The following is a 26,995-nucleotide window of genomic DNA, read 5'->3' on the forward strand; positions in this document are numbered from 1 at the left end:
TATATTATAGTTGATTAAGAATTTTTATAATTTATTTATACTTTTTAATAAACCTAATGAGAGGTGTATTTTTTTATGAAAAAAGTGAGATTTACAGAAACAGCCCTTAGGGACGCACATCAATCTCTCTTAGCTACAAGAATGAGAACAAGAGATATGGTTCCAGTAGCTGAAGAATTAGATAAAGTAGGTTACTACTCAATTGAAGCATGGGGTGGAGCTACTTTTGATACATGTATTAGATATTTAAATGAGGATCCTTGGGAAAGGTTAAGGCAATTAAAATCAGAAATTACTAAGACTCCAATTCAAATGCTTTTAAGAGGTCAAAATTTAGTGGGATATAAACATTATCCTGACGACATCGTAACTAAATTCGTTGAAAAATCCTATGAAAACGGTGTAGACATATTTAGGGTCTTTGATGCTTTAAATGATATACGTAATATGGAAACAACTATCAAGGCTGCTAAGGAACAAGGGGCACAAGTTCAAGGAACAATAAGTTATACTATTAGTCCTGTACACAGTTTGGATGATTTTGTTGAACTTGCAAAAGAACTTGAAGCATTGGATTGTGATTCAGTAGCTATCAAGGACATGGCAGGATTATTAAAACCTTCAGATGCTTATGATTTGGTATCCAGATTAAAAGAGGAAACAGATTTGCTTGTAGATTTACATTGTCATTGTACCAGTGGAATAACTCCTATAAGTTACTATGCTGCTTGTGAAGCGGGCGTAGATATTTTGGACACTGCAATTTCTCCACTTTCATGGGGAACAAGCCAACCACCAACTGAAAGTATGGTTGCTGCACTTCAGGGAACTCCATATGACACTGGTCTTGACTTAAACCTTTTAAACCATATTAAAAAGTATTTCGAACAAATCAAGGAAAAATACTTGGCTTTGCTTGATCCTATATCTGAAAAAATCGATACTGATGTTTTATTATATCAAATTCCAGGTGGAATGCTTTCCAACTTAATTTCACAACTTAAGGAACAAAATGCTCTTGATCGTTACAACGACGTATTGGAAGAAATGCCTCGTGTAAGGGAAGATATGGGATATCCTCCTCTTGTAACTCCAACCAGTCAGATTGTTGGAATTCAAGCAGTAATGAACGTTCTTGGTGGGGAAAGGTACAAAACCGTATCCAACGAAGTTAAAGAATATATGAAAGGTAATTACGGAAAACCTCCTGCAGAGGTTAACAAGGAAATAGCTGAGAAAATAATCGGTGATGAGGAAGTTATTACATGCAGGCCTGCAGATTTGCTCGAACCTGAATTCGACAAGTACAAGTCTGAAGGTACTGATGCAGGATTTATTAAATCCGATGAAGACGTATTGACTTATGCATTATATCCAGCTATCGCTCCTAAATTCTTGAAAGGGGAAGCTACAGAAGAAGAGCTTAAATCCGTATCTCTTCCAGAAGAAGGAAACGAAATAGCCATTCCAACACAATATAATGTCGAAGTCGATGGTGACGTTTTCGAAGTAAAAATAATGCCTACAGGATTTTTAGAAATTGAAGAAACAGGCGACAAGACATTTGAACCTGTAGAAGGCGGAATCTACTCCTCAATGCAAGGAATGGTTATCAAACTCAATGTAAACGTAGGAGATAGGGTCACTGAAGGTTCAACCATTGCCGTTATTGAAGCTATGAAAATGGAAAACGATATACAGTCAGAAGTTGACGGTATTGTTAAGGACATTTTCGTAGAACCTGGTGACGCTGTAAGCGCAGGCGATATTTTAATGGTTATTGAATAAATAACCATTTAACCTCTCATTTTTAAATCAAATAAATTTTTACAGATTTCCTTTCCGCTACTTGTTTTGAAGATTTTTTTATAAACATTTTCAATGGTCTTTATTTGTGAATTTTCTTCTTCTAAATTGACTAGAAAATCTGCTTCTATAAGAATCTGATAGTAGATTCCATCAATTTCATTATATGTGTGATGATGTGCTATTAAAAAAAGTATTCTATCTATATCTGACACATCATAATCCAATTTTTTAAGTATTTCTAGGGCAACTTTCGGCCCTTCCCTTTCCTGAAGCTTTCCTCCGCATGACTCATATTTCTCTTCGCAAACCTTGATTCCGATGTCATGAAGAATTGCAGCACTTTCAAGGACAAACAGGTCTTGTGGATCGATTTTTTCTAAAATGCCTATTGTTCTTGCATAGTCATGGACCTTTATTAGATGGGCAATGCGCCTCTTGTCTCCGTAATTGTATTTTATCGCTTCATTAAGTAATTTAGCTATTGTATATTGTTTCATCTTTAATTCCTGCTTGTTTAAATGCTCTTTTACGTCTCATGCAAGATTCACAGACACCACAATGGTTTTCTTCCCCCATATAGCATGAATAGCTCAATTTCATTGGCGCATTCACAGATTCGCCTAATTCCACAATCTCGTCCTTGTCCAAATCGATTGCAGGGGCCTTCACCTCAATATTGTCTGGTGATCCAATCTGAATCAGTTTATTGAAAGCTTCTAGGAATTCCTTTGAATTGTCTGGAAATGTGGCTGCTTCTTCCTTATCCCATCCTACAATGATAATTTCTGCGCCGATGCTTTCTGCAAGAGCTGTTGCAATAGCGGTGAAAACTGTGTTTCTTGCAGGAACCCAAACGCTGCTTGCAGTCTGTGAACAGATTTCCAAATCATCCAGCTCATCTTCATTAAGCTCAGGAACTTCGTTGTCACTTGTAAGTGAGGAATTGCTGATTTCACCTAACCATTTCAAATCAATTATGGTATGTTCAAAGCCCATTTTCTCACAAATCTCTTTTGCAGCTTTTATTTCTCTATCTACGCTTCTTTGACCATAGTCGAATGTTATTGCATGAATATCGTAATCCTTTGCATAAACTGATGTGGCCACTGTTGAATCCAATCCTCCGGAAAGGACAGATATTGCTTTTTTACTCATCTAATTCACCTATTCTGTTTATAATGTCTTTCAATGGGATTCCGGTTTGGAGGGCTATTTTTTTAGCGTCCTCAAACTCTATTCTACTGGAAATAACATTTCCATTCACATAGCCCACTTTGTATGTCACTTCAAAGATTTCATCGTCAATTTCAACTTCTTTTTTAATAAACTCTCTTTTTGCAAGGCCTCTATGGAGATTTGGGACTATTCTAATTCCCAATGTTCCGACTTCCCTAAAAATAATGTCTATTAATTGTTCTGTTGATTCCTTTTTGGCTATTACTTTTAAGATATGCCCCGGACGATTTTTTTTCATCAGAATGGGGACTAGTGAAACGTCTCTTGCGCCTTTTTCCAAAAGCAGGTCAAAAAGATATCCGAGCTCTTCACCTGTTAAATGATCGATATTTGTCTCAATCACATTGATTTCATCGCTGTTAGTAACTTTTTCACTTTGTATTACTCTTAAGACGTTCGGAAAATCAAACTCCTTTTTTCCAGCTCCATATCCTATCTTTAAAGGAGTTATTTGAGGAATGAAATCTCTAATTTCATCTACAAGTTCCATATAGATTGCACAGCCTGTTGGTGTTGCAAGTTCACTGTCAACAGGCCCTCCAACACATTTTCCTTCCTTAAGTATCTCCACTACTGCAGGTGCAGGAACAGGAAGTATTCCATGGGCAGTTTTCACTCTCCCACCACCTACAGATATTGGAAGTCCTATTATTTTATCCTCATTTAATTTTAGGGAATAGTATGCACTTACAGCACCGATTACATCTGCTACCGCATCGCTTTGACCCACTTCATGGAAATGGACCTTTTCCAGACTGCTTCCATGAACTTTGGCTTCTGCCTTAGCTATTCTTGTAAATATGCTTATGGATGTCTCCTTTATTTGCTCATCTAAATCCAATGTCTGTATTTTTGCTATAAACTCGTCGAAGTGCATCACGTCTCCCTTGTCAATGATTTCCACATTGCAGTAGGTAGACGCAATTCCTTTTTTGTTTATTTTTTCAAATGAAACTTTAACCTCTCCAAATTCATTAGCTGACTTTTCCATAATTTCCTTTATGTAATTTTCATCTGCTCCCAGGTCGATAAGAGCTCCAATTATCATGTTTCCAGCTATTCCGCTTGTTTGAGGGTCAATAATGAGTGTCATAATAACAACTTTCCATTTTTTTATATATTTGCATGAATTTTTGTTTTTAATGTTATTAGTTTTTTTGTAATGTTTGTCTGGGAGCATAAAGTGTGAATAATTCATTTTCAACATAGAAAGGGTTATGGATAATTGGCAAAAGATATAATCTTTAAAAAAATAAAAATTAAATGTGGTTATTTGATGATTATTGAAAACAAAATCGATGAAGTAAAAGAAATACTTAAGGATAAGGAAGTTGCTATTGCCTTTTCGGGAGGAGCAGACAGTACGTTAATGGCTTATTTGGCAAAAGACGTGTGTAAAAGAGTTTTGGCCATTACTATTGATAATAATATTTTACCTCCTTCTTTCATTGAAAATACTGAGAAATTTTGCCGGAGTTTAAATATTCCTCAGGAAATTATTTTTGAGGATTTTTATAATCATGAGGATATAATATCCAATAACCATGACAGATGTTTTTTATGCAGAAAAGAGATGTACAGGCATATTTTTTCCGTTGCTAATGATAATGGATTCTCAACAATTGTAGATGGAACCAATATTTCTGATTTGGTAATTGACCGTCCTGGAATTTTAATAAATTATGAAAATGATGTTTTAAGTCCATTTGTTAAAGCAAGATTAACTTCAAAAGAAATACATGAATATTTGAATAGGAATAACATTCCTTATTCCAGCTCTACAACTTGTTTGGCTACCAGGATTCCATTTGATGATAGATTTACAAAAGATGCATATGAAAGAATTTCCGATTCGGAGGAGTTCGTTTATAATAATTCTGACTGTAAGATTGTTAAGGTTCGTGAAAATTCATCCACAGCAACCGTTGAAGTGGATTCAATTGAAAATTTAATAGATAATGATAAATTAGGTTTAATAACCACTTATTTGAAAGGCAAAGGATATGAAAAGGTCTTATTGAATTTAACAGAAATTGAATCCGATGAGGATATTCATATTGAATTTTCAAACAATGAATTCAGCTATATGCTGCCTTATGGGATTGATCTTGAAAAAACATTCATTGATGATGAAAATATTGATGTTTATGAAAACGGTTTGATAGTTGGTAGAAATTTTGAGAGCTATGATTCCGCATTAAATTCATTTATGGATATTCTTCCGATGATTAGAAGGCAAATTTAGCTATTTTTTAATTTCAAATTTTCTTTTAATAGAAAGATTTATAAATGAAATAAGTCAATATAACTATTGTTATTATTACAATTGTTATATTATTGGTATTTTAAAAGGTGAATTATATGGTTAATATTCCAGAATTAAAAAGAGGTATTTTAAATGACATAACTGAAGCCATAGGAAACACTCCTATTGTAAGGTTAAACAATTTAACTGAAGGATTAGATGCGGAAGTCGATGTAAAATTAGAATCATTCAATCCAACAAACAGTGTAAAGGATCGTGTTGGTGTTTCTTTAATTGAAGATGCAGAAGAAAAAGGATTGATTGATAAGGATACTGTAATCATCGAACCAACAAGCGGAAACACAGGTATTGGATTAGGTTTTGTTACAGCTGCAAAAGGTTATAAATTGATTTTAACCATGCCTGAAACAATGTCTATCGAAAGAAGAAAACTTTTAGGAATTTTTGGTGCAGAAATAGTTTTGACTCCAGGTTCTGAAGGAATGGGTGGAGCAATTGCCAAGGCAAAAGAACTTGAATCCGAAATCGAAAATTCAATCATATTGCAGCAATTTGAAAATCCGGCAAACCCTAAAATTCATAGGGAAACCACTGCACAGGAAATTCTCAGGGACACTGAAGGGGATGTTGACATTATTGTAAGTGCGGTAGGTACTGGCGGAACCTTAAATGGAATTGCAGAAGTATTGAAAGAAGAAATTCCGGATGTCAAAATCGTAGCTGTCGAACCGGAATCCTCTCAAACATTAGGAAAAGGAGTTAAAGGACCTCATAAAATCCAAGGTATCGGAGCAGGTTTCGTACCTCCGGTTCTTAACACAGAATTGATTGATGAAATCATTCCAGTTAAAGACGAGGATGCTGGTGAAACTTTCTTAAAATTGGCTAAAGAAGAAGGAATCTTTGCAGGAATCTCTTCTGGTGCAGCTACTTGGGCAGCATTAGAACTAGCTAAAAGGCCTGAAAACAAAGGTAAAAGAATAATTGCTATTTTGGCAGATGCAGGTGACAGGTATTTGTCTGTTGACTGGTTATTTGAATAAAATAAATTCAAATTTTATCTTTCTTTTTTTAAATTATTCAAAACCAATATTTTTCCCTAATTAATTCTATATATGATGAATTATAGAATTATTCATATTAATTTTAAGGGAATGGTTTTTTATGAGTAAGTCAACATTAAACATTGTTGAAAAGGAAAATGGGGTTTGCATCAACAATCCTGATTTCTTTTTAACATTCAGCGATTTTTTAGTAAGTGACGGTATTGATATTGTTGAAAATATCGATATCATTAAAGGAGATTATGATTTTGAGTCTTTAGCGGAAACTGCAGAGGATTTCAACGAAAATGAGGAATCCTACATTGCACAAAACGCGGATTCAATCGATTATTTTGAAAACATCTATGATGATGTGGAAATATTCACATTTGTTTCAAATGATGTGGAAATCGAAGACTTTACAGATATGTTAAAGGTGGCCAATTCCAAAAAGGGATTCTTCGACGCTGAAATCAACATTGGAAACGTCATTTATATCAATAAAATATTGTCTCCAAAAATTCTCATGAAGATATATAAGGCAGCCATTGTTGCTAAAACAAGCTATTTCGATAGCTTACGTTTACCATTCCATATTTCAAACATTCTAAACAATCATGACTTTTTAGCCATTGTTGCAAACGTTCCTCCAGATAGCTTTGAACAGGAAAACATTTTTGAAGACAGCGTGGATATCATCAACAACGAATATGACGATGATTTTGACCTTGATGAATTCATAACTTCAATAAAGGAAAAGGTTGAAATTGCATGTGAAGACGCCTTCAAAAAAATTGAATTGGACTTTGGAATTCTTGACTATTTGGTTTCCGAAGGAATTTTAATCGGAGATTTGATTGATGCCGGAATGGCGCTTCTTGCAGGGGTGGAAGAAACAGACGAGCTTCGTGAAAAACTTGAAAAGCAAATTCTCAAATCTTTAACAGACATTAATGTAATTGCACTTTTAATGGCGGCCATCAGGACCGAAGACGATTTGTCCAAAGGAAGAATTCGTGAAATTGATGTAAGTGACGATCCAGCATATCTCTACACTGATGAGGTATTGGGCCTTGCCATTTCAAACCAGATTGCCGGAACAAAGGCAACATTCAATTTTAAAAGATATGATGAGGCAAAACCGGGAATCATTTCAGGTTTAGGGCCGATGGTTGATGATATATTTGCAGGCCTTATTGCAGGGTGCATGTCAAAAATATTTGAGGAATAGAAATGGAAGATGATTATTTTAAGGATGAAAAATTCTCTCCATTCAAGTCCATTTTAGGGCTTGTAACATTCTCAACAATTCTGCCGATCAATGTTTTCACATCTATTGAATACATGACAAAAATGACCTGGTTTTGGCCAATTATCCATTTTTTCATTGGGGCGTTGGCTGCAGGAGTTGCTTTTATTTGTCAGGACTTTTTGCATTTCAACCCATTGCTTGTGGCTGTCATAACCTATGCATTCTTAATGTTAATAACCGGATTTAACCATATTGATGGCGTGATGGATATGGCTGACGGAGTGATGGTTCATGGGGATGCTAAAAAGAAGATATCAGTCATGAAGGACTCAATGGTTGGTGCTGGAGGAATAATGGCTGCCATTCTTATTGCATTGATAACAATTGCAGGCATTTGCAATGTTCTTGATTATAGGTTCATAAATGGAATCATAATCTGTGAAATGGTTGCAAAAACTTCCCTTCTCACAACAGCTTTAACCTCAAAACCGATTGATGGTATCGGGTCATACTTTATAAGGTCAACCAATATTGTAAATTATGCGGTCTCTACAATTATTGTAGCTGTCTTATGCTTCCTATTGGGGAATATTGTGGGGATATTTGGACTTATTGGTGCAATGTTTGCCGGAGCAGTAGTAAGTTTGATAGCTAAGAAAAACTTTGGAGTAGCTAATGGGGATGTTTTAGGAACATCAAATGAAATCGGAAGGGCTGTGGCACTTTTATTCATGATTATAATGTTATTTTATTAAGTGGTTATTATGAATGTAAATGTTTTAAGATTGGATCATAGATTAAGAAGAGATACACGTATTACAACTCATGTATGTTTAACAGCAAGGGCATTTGGAGCAAGCAAGATCTATTTGGCTGGCGAAAGGGACAATAAGCTCATGGATAATGTTCGTGACATCGTTAATCGTTGGGGTGGTGATTTTGAAGTTGAGTATGCTGATAGTCACAAGAAAATCATCAACGATTGGAAGGACAATGGTGGCAAGGTAGTTCATTTAACAATGTACGGTACCCAGGCTCATGAGGCAGCTCCTGAAATCAGGGAATCTGGAGAGGATATTCTGATTGTTGTGGGGGGATCTAAAGTTCCAACCGATGTTTATAAAAGTGCCGATTGGAACGTTTCAGTTACTACACAGCCTCATTCTGAAGTGTCCTCATTAGGTGTTTTCCAACATTTGTTGATGGATGGAAAAGAGTTTGAATTGGAATTTGAAGATCCCGTATTTGAAGTAATTCCAACAGCTCATGGAAAGAATGTAAATATCCATAATGAAAATAAGAAGTAGCTAGTTCAAAAAGTCTTCAAGTCTTTTAATGGCTTTTAACTTTTCATCTTTTTTTATTTTGGCTTCTTCTACAGCTTCCTTTATTGTATTTATTGAATTGTCATAGACTTCCCTGTCTACTGGATATGGAAATCCGTCTTTTCCTCCATGGGTGAAGCTATATTTTACCGGATCTTCCCAGCTTGCAGGCTCCCCATATACCAAATCTGAGATTAGGGCCAGCGCTCTTATTTTTTTAGGTCCTATTCCTTGAAGCAATATTAGCTCTTCATAGTTTTCAGGCTGTATTTCCCATGCTGCCCTTAAGACTTCATATTCCTTATCTGACAAATCACTATCAAGCACAGGGTGGTGTTTCGGCATTGTAAAATCGGTTAACAACATTTGATTGTCCTTTCTTTTAAAGAATTGTCTTAAATGGGCGGGATTATCGTTGATTAGGTCAACACTTATTTTTTGAGCTTCTTTACTTTCCTTATCTGCCATATTCAATGCTTTATTGTTTTTCATATCGCAAGAAATTCCTGAATGCGGGTCCTCTAAAAATTCATCAAACCCGTCGCTCATCCAATGATATCTGCGAGCATATTTATTTTCGGCGTTCAATCCCTGCTGAACCACGGCCCAATCTCCTTTTTCTGTTACGAAGAAGTTGTGTTGATATAGGGTGTAGCTATCTTGAATGCAGGAGTTGTCAATTTTGGCAGTCAATTTGCTTGCATTCACCATTTCTTCAATTTTTGAATCTTTAAATCCGAATATTTCTCCGGCACGTTTGATTCCTGCAGGTGTTTTTCTGGATTTTCCACCCTTACCTCCACTTAAATAAATGCCGTGCTTTTCACTATCTAGTGAATGTTTTAAGGCACCTAATGTTGTTGTTGTGGTTCCTGATGAATGCCAATCAAAACCTAAAACGCAGGAAAATGCCTGGAACCAATAGGGATTTGATATTCTATGTAGGAATTCTTTCTGACCGTATTCCTCAACAATAACTTCAGTTATGGCTCCTGACAAATCCACCATTCTTGTAAATAGCCATTTTGGCGGGTGGCCTCCGTGAAGGGGTAAATTGACAACTCCTGTTCTTGACATGATTATTATATTAATAAAAAATCTTTTTTATATAATTTCTGAGAGCATATGAAATCTATTTTCATAATTTAATTTTGCTATTAACAGTTATTTTTTAAATTCAAGCTAAAGTTTACCTTATTTTAAATAATTGGAATTATTTAAAAGAAAATTTATAAAAATAATAAAAATAATCATTTATTATGAGTGTCAGAGCTTATATCTTAAGAAAAGTTAATGTAAAATTTAAGGACGATGAGATTATATTTGAGAGAATTTTGGATAGGTATCCATTGTTTAATGTATGGCATCATCCAAAGATTTTCGAATTATTTGAAGATTATGGCTGCGATTTTTCCAATCAGGATGCAATTGGAGAAATAATGCTGACCAAAAAAGGTTGGAAGGAATTTGTAAAGAAATTTAAAAAAGATGATTGGAGTGATGAGGAATTAAAAATTTTAGAAACCATTAATCGGGAATTGGAAATAGATGAGGATATCTGGTGTGAGTGTTTTTAATACTATTAAACAAAACATTAATAAATGTTTAAAAATAAAATTACTAATTGTTATAATATTAACATAATTTACTTTATTAACATTTATAAGGAGAGATTATTTATGGCAATTAATAACGGTGATTTTGTAAGATTAAATTTTACTGGAAAAGTTAAAGAAACCGATGATGTATTTGACACTACTTATGAGGATGTAGCTAAAGATGCTGAAATTTACATGGAAGACAGAACCTACAAACCAATTCCAATTGTTGTAGGTGGAAACCATTTATTACCTGTTATTGAAGAATCAATCGAAGGACTTGAAGCTGGAGAAACCAAAACCATCGAAGTAGAAAGTAAAGATGCATTTGGTGAAAGATCCTCAGAATTAATCCAATTAATTCCAATGAGAGAATTCAAAAAACAAGGTATGACTCCTGTTCCAGGTATGCCAATCAGCGCTGGTGACAGAACTGGAAGAATATTGACCGTAAACGGTGGAAGAGTAAAAGTTGACTTCAACCATGAATTAGCAGGAAAAGACTTAGTTTACGATATTGAAGTAATTGAAATTCTTGAAGATGATGAAGACAAAATCAAAAGCATGATTGAGCTTCACTACGGTTCTCCAAACATGGACATCGACAAAACCGAAATCGACATTGACGGAGATACTGTAAACATTACTTTAGATGAAATTACCAAATTCGATCAAAAATCCTACATGGATGTAACCTTTGCAAGATTCAGAATAGCAAAAGACATCTGGGATAACATGGACTTTGAAAAAGTTAACTTCGTTGACTCTTTCGAGAAAAAAACTACTGAAGAAGACGCAGAAGAAGATGAAGAATAATTCTTCTTCTAAATACTTTTTTTATTAGCAACAGCCACAATTCCTGGAATATTTTCCACTTTTAACCTGAACATGGCTTCAATGCCCTCATTTTCAAATAAAACACATTCTTTTTCTAAAACATTGCTTGTTAAAAGTGCAGCTACTGGGGGAGTTATTACAAAAATAGAACCGTTTTTATAAAGAGCTTCCTTTGTTTCATCGCTTAAGGAACCCTTGCCGATATGTATTTTAACACCATTCTCACTGAGGAAGGGGATGGTACCTTCAATTTCCTCTTTGTTGCTTGTAGTAGGAGCGATTCCTGCATCGCTAACTGCAGTATGCATTATTGCAATTCCATTCAAATCAAATGGCACATCGTTCTCCTTTATCAGTTCAACTAGCTGAGGCAATGCCGCATCACGTCCAGTATAGATTTCTCCGCTTATTAGAATTTTATCTCCAACATTTAAATTAGCTAGCTCCTCACTGGCTATAGGTGTTGTTACTTTTTTCATGATTATTAGTTTGGCCATTTTATAAAAAGTAGTTTTTTATTAGGTTGTCTATTTTTTTAGACAACTATTTAAATTGTGCAAAATAGATTGTCAGCAATTAATAAATGTATTGGAATTAGAGGATTGTATTTTCAAATAAAACTCCAATAATTTAGAAAGAGGATGACATTATTAAAATTTCCTTGCTTACATTTTGCTCATATAGCAAATATTATTAAGTTGTTATAATATAATACTTAATTAAGGTAAAATGCTTTGCGGTGATAATAATTAGTTTCTGGGACAATATTAAAAACAAATTAAATACCAAAAATCCTGCTTTAGAACTTCAAAAAAAGATAATCAATGATCTTGATGAAGGAAAATCTTTCCATGATGCTATAGGGGATGATAAGGAGATTGTTGTTCAATGGTATGTTAAGGGTCGCAGAGGCAATGAACTTTATGCTAATTTTTATAATCAATTGAAGACCTTGGCTAGTGAGGATTTGATGATTGAGGATTTGACCACAATCGTAGATTCGGTCAAAGAGTCTGGACAGTTTCTAAACACCATGCAGAATTTCGTACTGTTCAACGATCCTTTAGAAATCAATGAATGGTATCTAAAAGGCCGTGACGGCGATGCTGCATATAGTTGGTTTTATAATTCAATAAAGCAATATGCATTTCAGGATGTCATAAGATATGATGAAAAACTATTGTTTGGATTATTGGATGATGGTGTTGACTTGGATGTTGCTTTAAACTCATCAAAAATATTTTCAAGCAAGAGGGAATTCAAGGAAAACGAATATCCATTAATAAAATCATTTGTTGAGAAACATTCGAAAGAGACCATTGTTTTTGGCCTTAAGGAAGGAAAACAGTTTTCAGATTTGATTGAAAGTGAGGACATCTACAATACTCCTGAAGAGATTATCTCATGGTATGAGCAAGGAAGAAATGGGGAACTGGAACATGTGGAATTTTACAGGCAGGCATTGCCTTTTGTTGTAAAGCAGGACTATAATAAGGTCAGCGAAGCAATCAACGAAGGAGTTCCAATTGAAGAGCTCTTAAGTTTAACAAGCGTAATATCTTCCAATCAGGAATTCAACGACTATTTGCCGCTCCATGGGTCTGGTTTTGAAAGTTTTATAGAACAGGACATGCAGAAAGCCATTTTAAACAGCTGTCTCTCAGGAGCTTCATTTGGAGATGCAATCAAAAGTCACGTTTTAAAATACAATCCAAAAGACTTTGAAATATGGTATAGGTTGGGAAGAGGAGGGGACTCCCAATATAAGGATTTCTTCGATAACATATCTCCATTCGTATTAAAGGATGATTGTGAAACAATATTTGCAGCAGTTGAGCAGGGCAAAACATTAATTGAAGCAATTGAGGACTCCGAAATATTAAATTCAAAGGAATTCATGGAAAAATTATATTCGATGGATGAATTTGAGAGTGGGGATATAGCCGCTCTTGTAAACAGGACAATAGAACTGCTTATTTCAAATACCAATTACTCTTTAATAGGTTTCGATTTCAATGCTGAGAATGAAAATGTCAATCAATGGATTGAGCTGGGCAAACTTGGTATTTATCCGTTCAAGGAGTTTTATGACGAATATTTGATTTACATAACTCAATCAAAGGTAATCGAAGCACTTAACAGGGACGAATTGTTCATTAATGCAGTAAATACGGAAGATTTGCCATATAAGGCAGAAGAAATAATCGACTGGTTCCTAAAAGGCAAAAATGGGGAAAGATATGTGGAGTTCTATGAAAAATGCGCTCCATTCACAATTAATGAAACAAAACAGAACATTATTGATCATTTGGAAATGTATCATTCTTTTAATCAGGCCATTAAACAACATGGCAAGTTTCACGGTGAGAATGAAATTAGGGAATGGTTTAACAAAGGCAAAAACGGGGAAGAGCATGTAGAATTTTATGAGACATGTATGGAAATAATGAATCAATTCAAAGGCTCAATCAATTCCCTGGCCGATTTGCTGACACCAAAATACGAGAAAAAACTGAAATCTGCCGTATTGACTGTAGAGGAGTATGATGAGATAATTGAAGAGATATATCGGATGGGAGAATCTCTTGTCAAGTTTGATGAAGACGATTCCACATTTGACAAGGTTTCAAAAATCGTAAATGCTTATGCTCCATGGTCTTACAAGTCAAAGGGGGGAGAATCAGGTTTTTACATGTCTAATTTTATCAAATTGGATGATAGGCTCTTGGTTTCACAAAAAATAGCTACACTGATTCACGAACTGACACATCATTTAGTGTCGGAAATTCTCGAAATAGCATTGTGTTATATGTTGGATGTTGAAAAAACTCAGGCAATCGAAGGTTTCGTTGCGTTTTTCCTGATGGATCCGTTAACCAAAATCATGAATGAATACTGTGCCAGCACTGTTGAAGGAAGGTTCATTCTTCACGGATTCCAAAATTACGGAGCATATGACATTGCCATGGAAGAATGCAGTGCTGACGGTTCTATTAAGGAACTGTACACTTACATGGGCAATACTCTTGCAGATGATATTATTTCTCTGTTGGAACGCTTCATTGATGAGGATTTGAGAAACGATATCAAAAACCAGTTCATTGACGACAGATTCCCTCCAAGGTATGATGGAATATATTATGAATGTTCACATACGGTTCCAAAGGATGTTACAATAGGATTGCTTTCTGAAGCGATTGTGGATTACTATAATTTGGCCAAGAATTCCGATGCTCACAAGCATAATTTGAAAGTGGCTTATGATAGCTTTGACAAGTCTTATCAATGATTTTTTTCACTTTCTTTTTTTTCCTTGAAATTTAAACAATCTATAAAAGGCTGTTTTTAATAACCTTTTTAAATGTTGTAAAACATATATATAAATCAATAATTTATTAAGGAGATTATGGATGATTTATATTGATGAAAATTTATGTAAAGGTTGTCATCTTTGCGTATACATGTGTTATCAAAATGTTTATGCAATATCTTCAGATGCTAATAAAAAAGGTGTTTTGCTTCCATATGTGAAGTTTGAAGAAAGATGTACTGATTGCGGAGTCTGTGAAGTTGTTTGTCCAGATCAAGCTATTACTGTTAATGTTAATAAAAATTGGTGGGTTGGAGAAGATACCAAATTCAATCCAAAATTTTCAACAGGTAAAAAAGATTAGAGGTGTGGTTTATGGCTGAAGAATTTTTTATTCAAGGAAATGAAGCATGTGCAAAAGGTGCTCTAAAAGCAGGTTGTAGATTATTTGCAGGTTATCCAATTACACCTTCTACTGAAGTGGCTGAAACTTTGGCTCGTGAACTTCCAAAAGTTGGAGGTTCCTTTATTCAAATGGAAGATGAGATTGCTTCTGCGGGAGCTATTATTGGTGGTTCCTGGGGTGGAAGCAAATCAATGACAGCTACATCAGGTCCAGGTTTATCATTGATGCAGGAAAATATTGGTTATGCATTTATCTCAGAAACTCCAATCGTTATTGTTGATGTTCAGAGAGGTTCTCCTTCAACAGGTCAACCTACAATGGCCGCTCAAGGAGATATGATGCAAGCTCGCTGGGGTTCTCATGGGGATTATGAACCAATAGCTTTGTCTCCTTCCAGTGTTCAGGAATACTTTGATTTTACAATAAAGGCTTTTAATTTGGCTGAAGAGTATAGGACTCCTGTTTTCATAATGGCTGATGAAGTTGTAGGACACATGAGAGAAAAAATCATCGTTGAGGATGATATTGAGATTGTTCCAAGAACAGAACCTGAAAAGTCTGACGATTATTTGCCGTACAAGCATGTTGAGGACGGTACAACACCAATGCCTGCATTTGGTCAAGGATTTGACATTCACGTAACCGGTCTTACTCATGACGAAAGAGGATATCCGGATACCAATGACCCTGAAACTCATGAAAGACTCGTAAAACGTCTTTGTAATAAGATTTTAAACAATAAGGATAAAATCTGTGAAGTCGTATCTGAAGATTGTGGTGATGCGGATATTGTTGTGGTGTCTTATGGTGCTCCAGTAAGATCAATGATTACTGCTGTTAAAAAGGCACAGGAAGAAGGCAAAAAGGTTGGATATATTAAAATCAATACTCCATGGCCGTTCCCAGACACTCAAATTGCAGAATTAACTAAAAATGCAAGTGACGTTATTGTTGTTGAAATGAATTTGGGTCAAATGTATTATGAAGTTGATAGAGTTGTTAAATGTCATGCTAATACTCATTTAATCGGTATAATCGGAGGATTATTACCTACTCCTGAAGAAATATTAGCTAAAATTGAAGAAATAGGAGGAAACTAAAATGGCGGAAAATAGTCCTAATAAATTTATACCTTATTTAAGAGAAGACAGACTTCCTCATATCTTTTGTCCAGGTTGTGGGAATGGAAGTATTATGAATGCATTCCTTAAAGGTATGGAAAAGGCTGAAATGGATTTTGACAATATAGCTATGGTTTCAGGTATTGGTTGTTCTTCAAGAATTCCTGGTTATATGGAATGCGATTCATTGCACACCACACACGGAAGAGCATTAAGCTTTGCAACAGGTCTAAAGGTTTCCAATCCTGATTTGGACATTGTTGTATTTACCGGGGATGGGGATGCCGCTTCCATTGGTGGAAATCATTTAATTCATGCGGCTCGTAAAAACATTAATTTAACTGTAATCTGTATTAACAATAATATTTATGGAATGACTGGTGGTCAGATTAGTCCAACTTCCCCTAAAGGAAGTGTAGGAACCACAGCACCTTATGGAACTGAAGATTATCCATTTAAATTAGCAGAGCTTGTAGCTGCTGCAGGTGCAACTTATTCTGCAAGATGGACTACAATCCAGGTTGATAATTTGGTAGGTTCCATTAAAAAAGCCCTTAAAAATCCAGGTTTTAGTTTTGTTGAAGTTGTATCACAATGTCCAACTTACTATGGCCGTAAAAATAAAGCACGTACTCCAACAGCTATGGCGGTTAATATGAAAATAAATACAATCTTCAAATCCCAGGCTGATAGGATGCGTGAAAAAGACTTAGAAGGTAAAATTGTAGTTGGTGAATTTGCAGATAAACAGAGACCTGAATATACTGACAATATTCAAAAGTTAAGCGAAGAAAAATTCGGTGAAAAGACCCTTCGTTATTCTGCATATATGGATGATTTATAAGAGGGAGATATTATGAGAAAAGAAATTAGAATTGGTGGATTTGGAGGTCAAGGAGTAATCATGGCTGGTATTATCATTGGTAAGGCAGCATCACTTTTTGATGATAATGAAGCAGTTCAAACTCAATCTTACGGTCCTGAAGCTCGTGGAGGAGCTTCCAAATGTGAAGTTGTTATCAGTGACGAAAAAATCGATTATCCAAAAGTACAAAGTCCAGATATCTTGGTTGCAATGTCAAATGAGGCTTTAATCAAATATATAGTTGATTTAAAAGATAACGGAACTTTGATTGTTGATCCTGGAACAACCGATGTTGAAGACGTACGCGAATACATTGACGCTCATAATATTAAAGTTTATGAAGCTCCTGCAACTAAAACTGCAGTAGATGATATTGGTCTTAAAATCGTAGCCAATATTGTTATGGTAGGAGCAATTACAAAAATAACCGAAATCATATCTCCTGAAGCAGCTAAAGAAGCAATTTTAGACAGTGTTCCTCGTGGAACTGAAGATAAAAACATTGCTGCATTTGAAGCAGGATATGATTTGGTGTGATGAGGTAATATAATGAAGTTTTTTGAACATGTAGGGAAGAAAATATTTAAAAAAGAAGGAATTAATATTTTGGAAGGACATGTTGCATATTCTCCAGAAGAGGCTACCTCAATCGTATCTGAAATGGATGAACCAGTAGCTATTAAAGCTCAAGTTCTTGTTGGAGGACGTGGAAAAGCAGGTGGAGTTAAATTTGCAGATGATCCGGGTGAAGCTTATAAAGCAGCTGATGAAATTCTTGGAATGACAATTAAGGGCGAAAAAGTAGCTCACCTTTTAATTGAAGAAAAAGCAGACATCTTAAATGAATTTTTCATAAGTGTTTCCATTGATAGGGCCGCAAAAAGACCTGTAATCATGGCTAGTGCTGAAGGTGGGGTCGAAATTGAAAATTTAGCTAAAACCAATCCTGAAAAAATTATCAAATATCGTCCTAATCCTTTAATTGAATTTTTACCGTATGAGGCTCGTGAAATAGCTCGTAAAATGGGTGTAAGTTCTGAGTTAATTTCACCAATTGGTGATGTTATTTGGAAACTTTACAACATATTCGAGAAATACGATGCGGAAATCGCTGAAATCAATCCGTTGGTATTAACTCCTGACGGACTAATAGCTGCTGATGCAAAACTCGAAATCGAAAATGATGCTTTATTTAGACATCAGGACTTAGTCGAACTCTTAAAATATAAGAAAAAAGGAGTGGACTTTGTAAAGCTTGATGGTGATATTGCAGTTATTGGAAATGGTGCAGGATTGACCCTTACCGGAATGGACATGATCAAACTCAATGGTGGAGAACCTGCTACATTTTTGGATATTGGTGGTGGAGCATCCGATCAAACTATTTTGCAAGCTTTAAACATTGTTTTAAACTATGATCCGGTTAAAGTAGTATTTTTAAATGTTTTAGGTGGTATTACTAAAGCCGATGATGTTGCAAGAGGAGTAATAAAAGCTTTAGAAAAATCCAAACGCAATGTAGATATTGTTATTAGATTAACAGGAACTAATGAGGAAGAAGGTCAAAAACTTTTAGAAGAAGCAGGAATTCCTTATGAAGTGTCTATGGAAGAAGCTGCTAAAAAGGCTGTTGAATTATGTAACAGCTTAAAATAAATTCTTTCCTCTTTTTCTCTTATTTTTTTGGTGATTTTTATGAAATTTTATGCCATTAATGGCAGTAAACGTGATGATGGAAATACTTCACAGCTACTTAAAAAGGCTCTTGAAGGTGTTAAGAAAGTAATTCCTGATGCTGAAGTTGAATATATTAATCTCTATGAAGTTCCATTTAATGGATGTAAAAGCTGTTTTGCATGTAAAAAATTAAACGGAAAACATTATGGGAAATGCGTTTATAAGGATGATTTTAAGCCGATTTTAGAAAAAATAGTTCAAGCCGATGGCCTTATTTTTGGTTCTCCAGTATACTTTGGTGATGTTACTGGAAATATGAGATGTCTTTTAGAGAGATTATGCTTCCCATTTTTGGTTTATGATAAGGAAACCGATAGTTTGGCTCCAAAAAGAATGCCTACTGCTTTCATATATACCATGAATGTAAATGAAGAGTTGGCTGATGCAATGGGTTATAATCATTTTATTGATAATAACACAATGGTCTTTGAAATGACCTTTACAAAGCCTTACAACTTATGCTCTTATGATACCTATCAATTTTCAGATTATTCCAAGTATAAATCTGACTTATTTGATGAGAAACACAAGGCAGAAGTTCGTGAAACCCAATTTCCAAAAGATATGGAGCAAGCATTTGAAATAGGGTCTAAAATAGCTAGGGATGCTATTAAAGAATAACATCTCTAACCTAATTCTTTTTTTAAATTTTCATTTAAAGTTTTTTATTAATAATTTTAAAAGAAAAAAAGAATAAATTGCAAGTTCACCAAATGGTTCATTGCAATAAAACGACTCTGCTAACTTCTGAATCGTTCACTATTTTTTTATCACAGTATTTGCCGATTTCTTCTGCAAATCTGGCCACTTCATCAAATGTTGGCATGTTGTCTAATGTTAGCCTTTCCCTTGATGAGCCAACACACATGTAGGCCTTTATTTCAACAAAGTCAGGGTCTGCCTTTTTGATAAGTTCAGCATATTCTTCAGGACTTTCCATGTTTCTTCCCTTAACCACAGTTGTCCTTATGCATGTTCTTGAGTTAAAACTTGATAAGGTTTCAAGAGATTCATTTAAATTCTCCCAACCGTTGTTTATCTTAGGATTGCAAACCTGATTGTATAATTTCTTTGTAGGTGCATCTAAGGAGAGGTATAGCTGGTAAGGGTCCTCTTCAAGATTCTTTAACTTGTCCACGCACTGGCCGTTGCTAACAACAAAAGTGGTAAAATTGCGCCTATTAAATTCGGCCAACAGTTCATCAATTTCCGGATACATCATAGGTTCTCCAGCAAGGGAAATGGCCGCATTTGTAGGGGTTTTTGATTCTAGCAACTTTTCCTTGTTGGCTTTATCATTGCCTCCAAAACCGCAAAGAAGATTGTTCTGGGCTTTGATCGCCCCATCTATTATTGTTTTCGGATCATCATATTCCCCAATCCAATCAGTTTCAGTATAGCTCAAGTCCCTCCAGCAGAATACACATTCCTGCTGACAGCTGCTTACTGAAGGGGACATCTGAAGGCATCTGTGACTTTCAATGCCATAGAATTTTTCCTTATAACAAACTCCCCTGTCCAAGATGCTCTGTCTTGTCCAGTGGCAGATTTTTGCAGCTGCATGGCCATGTTCGCCTACAAAACGGTAACCGCTCTTTTCCAATTTTTGCTGTTGTTCTTTAGTTAATGACATAATTAATATTTATTTAAGAATTTTCATTGATTTAAATATTTTGAGAAAAAACCATCCTATAAATTTAAATGATTTCGTTAATAAATATATAATCATATTAATTTATCTCGAGGAATTAAATTGAATACTCCAATAGTGATTTTAAATTTTAAAACTTATATTGAGTCTAGCGGTTTAAACGCTTTAAACCTAGCAAAAGACCTTGAATCAGCTGGTGAAGAAACCGGTATTAACATGGTTGCCGCACCTCAGGCTGCAGACATTTATAGAATTAAACAAGAAACTTCCATACCTATTTTTGCACAGAACATTGATGCCATAACTCCTGGAGGCCATACAGGACATGATCTGATTGAAACTTTAATCGAGGCGGGTGCATCTGGAAGTTTAATAAACCATTCTGAAAAAAGAATGAAATTGGCGGATATCGAAAATGTTATAGAATTAACTAAGGAAAAAGGTATTCTATCCTGTCTCTGTACAAACAATATTAATACAAGTAAGGCAGCGGCTACTTTGGCTCCTGATTATTTGGCAGTGGAACCTCCTGAACTCATAGGTTCAGGAATTCCTGTTTCACAAGCACAACCTGAAGTAGTGGAAGATACAGTAAAAGAAGTTAAAGCGATTAATAAAGACATTAAAGTTTTATGCGGTGCTGGAATATCTACCGGAGAGGATATGGCTGCAGCTATCGAACTTGGTGCTGAAGGTGTATTGCTTGCATCTGGAATTATTAAGGCAGACAGTCCAAAAGAAGCTTTAATTGATCTTGTTAGTAAAATATAAATCTCGAGTGAGAAGATGTCTAAGGAATTTAATACTATTGATGATTTTAATATAGAGGATAAAACCGTACTTGTAAGAATTGATATTAACTCTCCAGTTGATCCGGACAACGGTCTTATTTTAGATGACACCAGATTAAGATTGCATTCAGAAACCATAAGGGAATTGTCTAAAAAGGGAGCGAAAGTTGTTATTTTAGCTCACCAAAGCCGTCCTGGTAAAAACGATTTCACCACCTTGGATCAGCATGCTAAAGAATTGTCTAAAATATTAAATTTGAAAGTTCAATATACTGATGCTTTATTCTCAAACTCTGCAAAGGAAGCTATTGCTAATTTATATCCTGGAGATATTCTTTTGCTTGAAAATGCACGTTTCTTTTCTGAAGAATCCCTTTCACGTTCTCCAGAGGAGCAATCCAGAACAATCCTTGTTCGTGAATTAACTCCTTACATTGACTTGTTCGTCAACGATGCATTTGCAGCAGCTCACAGATCACAAACATCCCTTGTTGGTTTCACAATCAATACTCCGTCTGCAGCAGGTAGGGTAATGGAGAAGGAATTGACTGTTATTCAAAATGCTTTGGACAATGTTGAACATCCTTGTATTTTCTTGCTTGGTGGAATGAAGCCCGATGATTCCATTGATGTTATGGGCAACGTTTTAGGCAATGGAACTGCAGACAAGGTTCTTACTACAGGTATTGTAGCCAATATTGTTTTATGGGCTGCAGGTCATGATATCAACGATGTTAATAGGGCATTTATTGAAGCAAGAGGATATGCAGACATGGTTGAAAAGGCCAAAGAGCTTTTAGACAAGTATGGTGATGACAGGGTTGTATATCCTAGCGACGTAGCTATTGAAAAGGATGGGGAGAGAGTTGATGTGGGAATTGATGAAATTCCTAATAATTCAATTTTTGATATTGGAGTCAACACAATCAGGGAATATGCAAAAATCATAAGGGAGGCTGAAATGGTATTTGCAAACGGTCCTGCAGGAGTATTTGAAAACCCTGATTTTGCAATGGGTACTGAGGATTTAATCAATGCTATCGCTTCTTCAAAAGCATTTTCTGTTATTGGAGGAGGTCATATTGCAGCCGCTACAAATGGTGCCGGTCTTGCTGATGAGATGGATCATGTAAGTAGCGGTGGAGGTGCTTGTATCAGTATGCTTGCAGGCAAACCTTTGGCTGCTGTAGAAGCACTTAAAAAAAGTAAAAAGATGGAAGATTAAATTTAATCTTCATTAATTATATTTTTTGAAATTTCTAATAATTTTTCAGACGCTTTTTTTGGATTTTCCGCATTCATGATTGCAGACACGACACATAATCCAGCTATGTCCGTACCTGCTAAGTTCATTGCATTTTCTAGGTTTATCCCACCGATGGCCACTATTGGAATGTCTACGGAATCTGCAATGTCGTTTAGCATTTCCTTTGGCACGTGATTTGCATTCTTCTTTGTTTTTGTTGGATATACTGCACCGCACCCCAGATAGTCTGCTCCATCTTCTTGTGCTTTTTTTGCTTCGGCTATGCTATGTGCTGAAACCCCTATGATTTTTTCATTGCCAATCATTTCACGTGCAATATTGCATGGCATGTCGCTTTGCCCAATATGGATTCCTGCACAATCGATTGCTAGCATTATATCAATTCTATCATTGATTATTAGAGGCACATCGTATTTGTCTGTAATTTCCTTAACCTTAACTGCAATATTATAGAAGTCTCCAGTATCTTTATCTTTTTCGCGCAGTTGGACTATAGTAACTCCGCCCTTAAGGGATTCTTCTATGGTATTTAAAAATTTGTCCTCATCTTCAAGAGGATTTGTAACCAGATACAATTCTAAATCTGAAGTGTTCATAAAATCACAAAGTTTTCATTGTCTATCAGGTCTTCTGCATTGGCCTTTGAGAGGTAATCAATTAAAAATGCCCTGAATGAACCAGTACCTAAATCAAGCTCATCAACCTTTTTCCTTGCATGTTCTCCAGCTATTGTCATGATTAGGCTAGCAATCAAAGTGCCCATAAATGGGTCGCTTCCCCCTATGCAGGTTCCAACTATGGAAGTTAACATGCATCCGCTTCCTGTAATCAATGGCATCATTTCGTCTCCATTGAAGATTGCTAAGGTAGTTTCCCCATCTGAAAGAATATCAATCTCTCCACTGGCCAATATGACTGTATTTAACTCATTGGCAAGAGTTTTGATAATTTCTCCGTTTGCTTCAAGGTTATCTTTTGTTACAATATCATCCAAACAAACGTCAACACCTTTAACCATGTTTGAATTGTCTATAACACCGACTAAATTGGCTATTGCTTTGATTTCACTCATGTTTCCACGTATTGCAGCCACGTCATTTTCAAGCAAGTCCAATATTATTTTGCTTCTTAGTTCTCCTACTCCGACTCCTACAGGATCAATCACTACTGGTGTATTTGTTTCATTTGCATGTGCACTGGCAATATTCATTGCTTTCACTTGATTTTCTGTTGTATTTCCTATATTTATAACAACCACATCTGCTATTTCAACAAAATCTTTTACTTCTTTCGGTTCATCCGCCATTGCTGGTGAACCTCCAATTGCCAGAACAGCGTTAGCACAATCATTGATCGTTACGGTATTTGTCAAACAATGTGTTAAAGGATTTTTTTCCTGAATTTCTCTTAAAGTTTTTGGGATTTCTTCCAGAATCTTATCTTTTTTATTTATCATAATTAATAATGATATTTTATTATATTTAAACATATTCTTTGAACATTTTTTAATTTTAACTAATTTTTTTCATCATTTTTAAAAATTTAAGGAGTTTATATGGCAATTTATTTGATTTTTAGTGATTATATAATATTTTTTTTAGTTTATTAGTTTTTTTAGACCATCGTAAAGTATTTAAATGATATTACATAGATATTTATTTGTTGTAGTATTTTTATGAGTGCCTCGATAGCTCAGTCTGGTGGAGCGCGAGACTTGTAATCTCGTGGTCGCGGGTTCAATTCCCGTTCGGGGCTTTTAAGTTTTTAATAAAAAACTTGATTTCATCGTAATTTATATTGTTAATAGAAAGCTTTATATACTATTGAATATAGATTATTAAAAGTATGATATTATCATACAATCAATTGTAATGGGACCGTAGGGTAGCTTGGTCGATCCTTTGGGCTTTGGGAGCCTGAGACTCCGGTTCAAATCCGGGCGGTCCCATCTTGTCCCGCCTTAGCTCAATTTGGCAGAGCGTTGGACTGTAGATCCAAATGTTGCTGGTTCAAGTCCGGCAGGCGGGATTTTGTTATGAATTTGTAATTTTCATATTTAAATGTTGGAATATAGAAACATTTATATATGATTATTTACAGACTTTATAATATCCTTTATATTTAATTTTAAATTAAATATAAGTCATAAGTTAAATATTTGCCCTGGTGGTGTAGGGGCTATCATGCGGGCCTGTCGAGCCCGCGACTCGGGTTCAAATCCCGGCCAGGGCGCTTCAAATATTTAATTAATGCACATGTTTTTTAGGGCCCGTAGCTCAGTCTGGCAGAGCGCTTGGCTTTTAACCAAGCGGCCGCGGGTTCAATTCCCGTCGGGCCCGCTTCTAATTTTATATTTTAATTATTTTAACTTTTCTAGCTGGAGGAAAAAATTTGTCAAAAATAGATATATTAGAACATAAACTTGTTCCAAACCATGAAATAATGTCTGATTCAGAAATTGAAGAAGAACTTGGTAATGCTGATTTTGAAATTAAAAGTCTTCCTAAAATTAAAAAAGATGATCCTGTAGTTAAAACTATTGGTGCTGTTGCAGGAGACATATTGAGAATTACTCGTGGTAGTCAAACTGCTGGTACTTTCGTCACTTATAGAATGGTTGAATAGAGGATTATTTAATATAATTTTAGAAAGAGTATGAATTTAGTCAGTATATGAATTATTTTTTTATTTTATAAATTCGATATATAATAAATTTGAACTTGATTTGAGAGGAATTATCTAAGGAGATAGTTATGAGTAAATTAAGAATAATAATCAAATGAATTATTAATAAGAATTTTTTTAGGCTTTCCTAATCTTATTATTTATTTTTATTTAGTTAATTATTTCTTTACTATAATACTTACGTGATGCTGGAGGATATCTATGACAGAGAAGAATTGGGAATTAGTTGATGCATTTTTCAATGAATATGATTTGGTAGATCATCATATTAAGTCATATAATGATTTTGTAAACAATAGGATACAAAATATTATAGATATTACCGAACCTATTACTTTAGAAGATGGTAAATACACTTTAAAAACTGGTAAAGTCACTATTGAGAAACCATTTACTAAAGAAGCTGACGGTTCTAAAAGTATGATTTATCCTACTGAAGCAAGACTCAGAAATTTAAACTATTCTGCTCATATGTACTTGGAAATGGCTTTAAATGCTGAAGGGGAAGACAATGAGTTGGAAAATGTTTATATTGGTGAATTGCCAGTAATGCTTAAATCTGATATTTGTCATTTGAATGGTTTGAGCGATGAGGAATTAGTTGAAAACGGTGAAGATCCACAAGATTTAGGTGGTTACTTTATTGTTAACGGTTCTGAAAGGGCTGTAGTGACAATGGAGGAAATTGCACCAAATAAAATTATTCTTGAAAGGATTGGAGAACCAGAAGAAAGAAGAGCAAAAGCTATTGTAACTTCAATTAAAAGTGGTTTCAGAGCAAGAATTTCTTTAGAATATAAAAAACCACGTAAAAAAGGTGTATTTTTAAGAATTTCTTTCCCTTATGTTCCAGGTGAAATTCCACTTGTAATTTTACTTAGAGCTTTAGGATTGGTCACTGATCAGAAAATCATTGAAGCAATTACCGATGACTTTAACTATCAAATGATTATTGCAGACGATATTCAAGTATCCAACGATACTTTAAAATTAGATCGGGAAGCAATGAAGGAAATGTCCCAAAAAGAGAGAGAGGAATACTTGCAACTTGCAGCTATCAAGTACATTGGTAACCGTGTAGCTAAAGGTATGACTGAAGAATATCGTGTCAAACGTGCAAATGACGTAATCAACCGTTACTTATTACCTCATATGGGTATTGAAGAGGGTAGACGTATCGACAAAGCAATATATCTTGCAGAAATGACTGAAATGTTGCTCCAGGTTATTCATGGTGAAAGAGAACCTCACGATAAGGACCACTACACCAATAAAAGACTTAGAGTATCTGGTGACTTAATGGAAGACTTGTTTAGAGTTGCATTTACAAGTTTAACAAGAGATATGAGCTATCAACTTGAAAGAAGTATTTCTCGTGGAAAAGAACTCTCAATCAAACAAGCTGTTCGTTCCGATGTTTTAACCGAAAACATTAAGCATGCTATTGCTACTGGAAATTGGGTAGGTGGAAGAGCTGGGGTAAGCCAATTGTTAGATAGGACAAGTTATATGGGTACATTGTCTCACTTAAGACGTGTCGTATCTCCTTTAACAAGAAGTCAACCTCACTTTGAAGCTAGGGATTTGCACCCAACACAATTTGGTAAAATTTGTCCTAACGAAACTCCAGAGGGTCCGAACTGTGGTTTGGTAAAGAACTTAGCACTTATGTGTAATATTTCTGAAGGTTCTGACGAACAAGAAATTAAAGATGTAATTGAAAAGATGGATGTATTAAATTAGGATTTTGGAGGAATTTTTTTGGCGGATATTGAAAATAAAACTATCTATGAAGA

At 35.1% G+C, this 26,995-nt stretch carries 27 protein-coding genes and 5 tRNA genes; 24 read left to right on the plus strand and 8 right to left on the minus strand.

Features of this window, described 5'->3' with window-relative positions:
• Nucleotides 1-75 precede the first annotated feature (75 nt).
• Nucleotides 76-1,788 (plus strand): sodium-extruding oxaloacetate decarboxylase subunit alpha, encoded by a 1,713-nt coding sequence (oadA, locus tag Q4P18_RS01635; protein ID WP_303334835.1) that lies wholly within the window; start codon nt 76-78, stop codon nt 1,786-1,788.
• 8 nt (nt 1,789-1,796) lie between these two features.
• On the opposite strand, the gene Q4P18_RS01640 is transcribed toward oadA, so the two are convergent.
• Genes Q4P18_RS01640 through larC form a run of 3 tightly spaced genes read right to left on the minus strand, consistent with a single transcriptional unit; the run spans nt 1,797 to nt 4,138 of the window.
• Entirely contained in the window at nt 1,797-2,306 is a 510-nt protein-coding gene (locus Q4P18_RS01640; protein WP_303334837.1) for an HD domain-containing protein, read from the minus strand.
• Nucleotides 2,284-2,964, minus strand: a complete 681-nt coding sequence (gene queC, locus Q4P18_RS01645; protein WP_303334839.1) for a 7-cyano-7-deazaguanine synthase QueC — start codon at nt 2,962-2,964, stop codon at nt 2,284-2,286. The genes Q4P18_RS01640 and queC overlap by 23 nt, the downstream gene beginning before the upstream one ends.
• A complete protein-coding gene (gene larC / locus Q4P18_RS01650; protein ID WP_303334841.1) occupies nt 2,957-4,138 on the minus strand; it encodes a nickel pincer cofactor biosynthesis protein LarC in 1,182 nt (393 codons plus the stop codon). Before larC ends, queC begins: the two co-directional genes overlap by 8 nt.
• Before the next feature lie 183 nt (nt 4,139-4,321).
• Here larC and Q4P18_RS01655 point away from each other — a divergent pair, with 183 nt between their 5' ends.
• From Q4P18_RS01655 to Q4P18_RS01675, 5 genes are all read left to right on the plus strand, one after another.
• Nucleotides 4,322-5,290, plus strand: coding sequence for an ATP-binding protein (locus Q4P18_RS01655; protein WP_303334843.1), 969 nt, complete (start codon nt 4,322-4,324; stop codon nt 5,288-5,290).
• A gap of 116 nt (nt 5,291-5,406) precedes the next feature.
• On the plus strand, nt 5,407-6,354 hold the full coding sequence (cysK, locus tag Q4P18_RS01660; RefSeq protein WP_303334844.1) for a cysteine synthase A: 948 nt from the start codon (nt 5,407-5,409) through the stop codon (nt 6,352-6,354).
• Nucleotides 6,355-6,475: 121 nt separating this feature from the next.
• Nucleotides 6,476-7,585, plus strand: coding sequence for a phosphatidylglycerophosphatase A (locus Q4P18_RS01665; protein ID WP_303334846.1), 1,110 nt, complete (start codon nt 6,476-6,478; stop codon nt 7,583-7,585).
• 2 nt (nt 7,586-7,587) lie between these two features.
• On the plus strand, nt 7,588-8,361 hold the full coding sequence (gene cobS, locus Q4P18_RS01670) for an adenosylcobinamide-GDP ribazoletransferase (RefSeq protein ID WP_303334848.1): 774 nt from the start codon (nt 7,588-7,590) through the stop codon (nt 8,359-8,361).
• A gap of 6 nt (nt 8,362-8,367) precedes the next feature.
• A complete protein-coding gene (locus Q4P18_RS01675; RefSeq protein WP_303335156.1) occupies nt 8,368-8,913 on the plus strand; it encodes a tRNA (cytidine(56)-2'-O)-methyltransferase in 546 nt (181 codons plus the stop codon).
• On the opposite strand, the gene Q4P18_RS01680 is transcribed toward Q4P18_RS01675, so the two are convergent.
• On the minus strand, nt 8,914-10,008 hold the full coding sequence (locus Q4P18_RS01680; RefSeq protein ID WP_303334851.1) for a DUF763 domain-containing protein: 1,095 nt from the start codon (nt 10,006-10,008) through the stop codon (nt 8,914-8,916).
• 182 nt (nt 10,009-10,190) lie between these two features.
• On the opposite strand from Q4P18_RS01680, the gene Q4P18_RS01685 reads away from it, so the two are divergent.
• Nucleotides 10,191-10,508, plus strand: a complete 318-nt coding sequence (locus tag Q4P18_RS01685) for a hypothetical protein (RefSeq protein WP_303334853.1) — start codon at nt 10,191-10,193, stop codon at nt 10,506-10,508.
• Between the two features lie 102 nt (nt 10,509-10,610).
• The gene (locus Q4P18_RS01690; RefSeq protein WP_303334855.1) at nt 10,611-11,345 is read left to right on the plus strand and encodes a peptidylprolyl isomerase; all 735 of its coding nucleotides are present in this window, start codon (nt 10,611-10,613) and stop codon (nt 11,343-11,345) included.
• An 8-nt stretch (nt 11,346-11,353) separates the two neighbouring features.
• Here the strand turns inward: Q4P18_RS01690 and Q4P18_RS01695 are convergent, their stop codons facing one another.
• Nucleotides 11,354-11,845: a fumarate hydratase C-terminal domain-containing protein gene (locus tag Q4P18_RS01695; RefSeq protein ID WP_303334857.1), complete on the minus strand. Its 492-nt coding sequence runs from the start codon at nt 11,843-11,845 to the stop codon at nt 11,354-11,356.
• A 260-nt stretch (nt 11,846-12,105) separates the two neighbouring features.
• Here Q4P18_RS01695 and Q4P18_RS01700 point away from each other — a divergent pair, with 260 nt between their 5' ends.
• From Q4P18_RS01700 to Q4P18_RS01730, 7 genes are all read left to right on the plus strand, one after another.
• On the plus strand, nt 12,106-14,655 hold the full coding sequence (locus Q4P18_RS01700; RefSeq protein WP_303334859.1) for a hypothetical protein: 2,550 nt from the start codon (nt 12,106-12,108) through the stop codon (nt 14,653-14,655).
• A 121-nt stretch (nt 14,656-14,776) separates the two neighbouring features.
• Nucleotides 14,777-15,040, plus strand: a complete 264-nt coding sequence (locus Q4P18_RS01705; protein ID WP_303334862.1) for a ferredoxin family protein — start codon at nt 14,777-14,779, stop codon at nt 15,038-15,040.
• 11 nt (nt 15,041-15,051) lie between these two features.
• Nucleotides 15,052-16,182 (plus strand): 2-oxoacid:acceptor oxidoreductase subunit alpha, encoded by a 1,131-nt coding sequence (locus tag Q4P18_RS01710; RefSeq protein ID WP_303334864.1) that lies wholly within the window; start codon nt 15,052-15,054, stop codon nt 16,180-16,182.
• Nucleotide 16,183: 1 nt separating this feature from the next.
• Entirely contained in the window at nt 16,184-17,047 is an 864-nt protein-coding gene (locus tag Q4P18_RS01715; protein WP_303334866.1) for a 2-oxoacid:ferredoxin oxidoreductase subunit beta, read from the plus strand.
• A gap of 12 nt (nt 17,048-17,059) precedes the next feature.
• Nucleotides 17,060-17,605 carry a 2-oxoacid:ferredoxin oxidoreductase subunit gamma gene (locus Q4P18_RS01720; RefSeq protein WP_303334868.1) on the plus strand — a complete coding sequence of 182 codons (546 nt, stop codon included), beginning with the start codon at nt 17,060-17,062 and terminating at the stop codon, nt 17,603-17,605.
• Between the two features lie 12 nt (nt 17,606-17,617).
• Nucleotides 17,618-18,724 (plus strand): ADP-forming succinate--CoA ligase subunit beta, encoded by a 1,107-nt coding sequence (sucC, locus tag Q4P18_RS01725; RefSeq protein WP_303334870.1) that lies wholly within the window; start codon nt 17,618-17,620, stop codon nt 18,722-18,724.
• 39 nt (nt 18,725-18,763) lie between these two features.
• The gene (locus tag Q4P18_RS01730; protein ID WP_303334872.1) at nt 18,764-19,426 is read left to right on the plus strand and encodes a flavodoxin family protein; all 663 of its coding nucleotides are present in this window, start codon (nt 18,764-18,766) and stop codon (nt 19,424-19,426) included.
• Between the two features lie 97 nt (nt 19,427-19,523).
• Here Q4P18_RS01730 and twy1 read toward each other — a convergent pair whose 3' ends face one another.
• Nucleotides 19,524-20,438 carry a 4-demethylwyosine synthase TYW1 gene (gene twy1, locus Q4P18_RS01735; protein ID WP_303334875.1) on the minus strand — a complete coding sequence of 305 codons (915 nt, stop codon included), beginning with the start codon at nt 20,436-20,438 and terminating at the stop codon, nt 19,524-19,526.
• A 120-nt stretch (nt 20,439-20,558) separates the two neighbouring features.
• On the opposite strand from twy1, the gene tpiA reads away from it, so the two are divergent.
• The gene (tpiA, locus tag Q4P18_RS01740) at nt 20,559-21,227 is read left to right on the plus strand and encodes a triose-phosphate isomerase (protein WP_303334877.1); all 669 of its coding nucleotides are present in this window, start codon (nt 20,559-20,561) and stop codon (nt 21,225-21,227) included.
• 15 nt (nt 21,228-21,242) lie between these two features.
• Nucleotides 21,243-22,472: a phosphoglycerate kinase gene (gene pgk, locus Q4P18_RS01745; RefSeq protein ID WP_303334878.1), complete on the plus strand. Its 1,230-nt coding sequence runs from the start codon at nt 21,243-21,245 to the stop codon at nt 22,470-22,472.
• A gap of 2 nt (nt 22,473-22,474) precedes the next feature.
• Here pgk and thiE read toward each other — a convergent pair whose 3' ends face one another.
• Together thiE and thiM are read right to left on the minus strand one after the other, a co-directional pair.
• Nucleotides 22,475-23,110, minus strand: coding sequence for a thiamine phosphate synthase (thiE, locus tag Q4P18_RS01750; protein WP_303334880.1), 636 nt, complete (start codon nt 23,108-23,110; stop codon nt 22,475-22,477).
• Nucleotides 23,107-23,970: a hydroxyethylthiazole kinase gene (gene thiM / locus Q4P18_RS01755; protein ID WP_303334881.1), complete on the minus strand. Its 864-nt coding sequence runs from the start codon at nt 23,968-23,970 to the stop codon at nt 23,107-23,109. Before thiM ends, thiE begins: the two co-directional genes overlap by 4 nt.
• 225 nt (nt 23,971-24,195) lie before the next feature.
• Here thiM and Q4P18_RS01760 point away from each other — a divergent pair.
• From Q4P18_RS01760 to Q4P18_RS01790, 7 genes are all read left to right on the plus strand, one after another.
• A tRNA-Thr gene (locus tag Q4P18_RS01760) sits at nt 24,196-24,269 on the plus strand.
• Nucleotides 24,270-24,387: 118 nt separating this feature from the next.
• Nucleotides 24,388-24,462: transfer RNA gene (locus Q4P18_RS01765), tRNA-Pro, on the plus strand.
• A 6-nt stretch (nt 24,463-24,468) separates the two neighbouring features.
• A tRNA-Tyr gene (locus Q4P18_RS01770) sits at nt 24,469-24,542 on the plus strand.
• Nucleotides 24,543-24,674: 132 nt separating this feature from the next.
• Nucleotides 24,675-24,746, plus strand: a tRNA-Asp gene (locus Q4P18_RS01775).
• A 33-nt stretch (nt 24,747-24,779) separates the two neighbouring features.
• Nucleotides 24,780-24,853 (plus strand) — tRNA-Lys (locus Q4P18_RS01780).
• Nucleotides 24,854-24,905: 52 nt separating this feature from the next.
• The gene (locus Q4P18_RS01785; RefSeq protein ID WP_303334884.1) at nt 24,906-25,139 is read left to right on the plus strand and encodes a DNA-directed RNA polymerase subunit H; all 234 of its coding nucleotides are present in this window, start codon (nt 24,906-24,908) and stop codon (nt 25,137-25,139) included.
• A gap of 261 nt (nt 25,140-25,400) precedes the next feature.
• Nucleotides 25,401-26,942 carry a DNA-directed RNA polymerase subunit B'' gene (locus tag Q4P18_RS01790; RefSeq protein ID WP_303334886.1) on the plus strand — a complete coding sequence of 514 codons (1,542 nt, stop codon included), beginning with the start codon at nt 25,401-25,403 and terminating at the stop codon, nt 26,940-26,942.
• The last annotated feature ends 53 nt before the right edge of the window (nt 26,943-26,995 follow it).

It is taken from the genome of Methanobrevibacter sp., from assembly GCF_030539665.1.
Classification (GTDB): domain Archaea; phylum Methanobacteriota; class Methanobacteria; order Methanobacteriales; family Methanobacteriaceae; genus Methanocatella.